This window comes from Pseudomonas fluorescens (assembly GCF_902497875.1).
Taxonomy (GTDB): Bacteria; Pseudomonadota; Gammaproteobacteria; order Pseudomonadales; family Pseudomonadaceae; genus Aquipseudomonas; species Aquipseudomonas fluorescens_BR.
In genome coordinates this window covers 1-1,235 of the sequence record NZ_CABVHY010000147.1, presented here as the reverse complement: position 1 = coordinate 1,235, position 1,235 = coordinate 1, and the positions used below count along the sequence as shown (strand labels likewise).

The following is a 1,235-nucleotide window of genomic DNA, read 5'->3' as shown; positions in this document are numbered from 1 at the left end:
CACCTGGCCAGCCCGCGAGGGCAGTCGCCGTTGATGGCGCTCAACTGCGCCGGGTTGCCCGAGTCGATGGCCGAGACCGAGTTGTTCGGTTATGGCCCCGGTGCATTCGAGGGCGCGCGGGCTGAAGGCAAGCTCGGTCTGCTGGAGCTGACGGCTGGAGGCACGCTGTTCCTCGATGGGGTAGGGGAGATGAGCCCGCGCTTGCAGGTCAAATTGCTGCGCTTTCTGCAGGATGGTTGTTTCCGCCGGGTCGGCAGTGACGAAGAGGTCTATCTGGATGTACGGGTGATCTGCGCGACCCAGGTCGATCTGTCGGAGCTGTGTGCTCGCGGCGAATTTCGTCAGGACCTTTACCATCGGCTCAATGTGTTGTCGTTGCATATCCCTCCGTTGCGCGAATGCCTCGATGGTTTGACGCCGTTGGTGGAGCACTTCCTCGATCAGGCCAGCCGGCAGATCGGTTGCCCCTTGCCGAAACTGGCGCCGGCGGCGATGGATCGACTCCGGCATTACCACTGGCCTGGCAACGTTCGGCAGCTGGAGAACGTGTTGTTTCAGGCGGTTTCGTTGTGTGAGGGCGGGACGGTCAAGGCCGAGCATATTCGTTTGCCGGATTATGGCGTGCGCCAACCGCTTGGCGATTTTTCCCTTGAGGGCGGGCTGGACGCGATTGTCGGGCGTTTCGAGAAGGCCGTATTGGAACGGCTGTATTCCGAGCACCCGAGCAGCCGACAACTGGGCAAACGGCTCGGGGTGTCCCATACCACCATTGCCAACAAGTTGCGTGAGTATGAGGTGGGAAAAGACCCAGGGGCATAACCCTGTGGCAATGAGGTTTTGTGGCGACTGTACTTATGTATCCAGGTCGGTATTTGCCACCAACCGGCATATCTCCGCCGGTTTTTCGTCTCCCTCACAATCCATAAATGCCCTCTGATTCCCCCAGACCCTTTGTTTGCCTGCCCTCAAGCCGCCAGAAAATAGTTGGTGCAGTTATTGCTTGAGGCTCAGCAGTACAGCGGTGGGCGGCAAACGTCCGGCAGACAGAGGAAAGACTGTGGACAAGTACCTTTACGTGGCAATGACCGGCGCCAGCCAGAATGCACTGGCGCAAAAGGCGCATGCCAACAACCTGGCGAACATCTCCACCAACGGTTTTCAGCGCGACCTGGAGCAGGCGCGGTCGATGCCGGTGTTTGGTGACAGCTTTCCGGCGCGGGCGTTTGCCCTGTCCG

At 59.8% G+C, this 1,235-nt stretch carries 2 protein-coding genes; both read left to right on the top strand.

Annotation, left to right across the window (positions count from 1 at the left end; translation table 11 throughout):
• On the top strand, window positions 1–819 hold an 819-nt coding region (locus F8N85_RS34320; RefSeq protein WP_191636325.1), incomplete at its 5' end, for a sigma 54-interacting transcriptional regulator.
• 238 nt (window positions 820–1,057) lie between these two features.
• Window positions 1,058–1,235, top strand: a 178-nt coding sequence (locus F8N85_RS34315) for a flagellar basal body protein (protein WP_224795812.1), incomplete at its 3' end; no start/stop codon positions are given.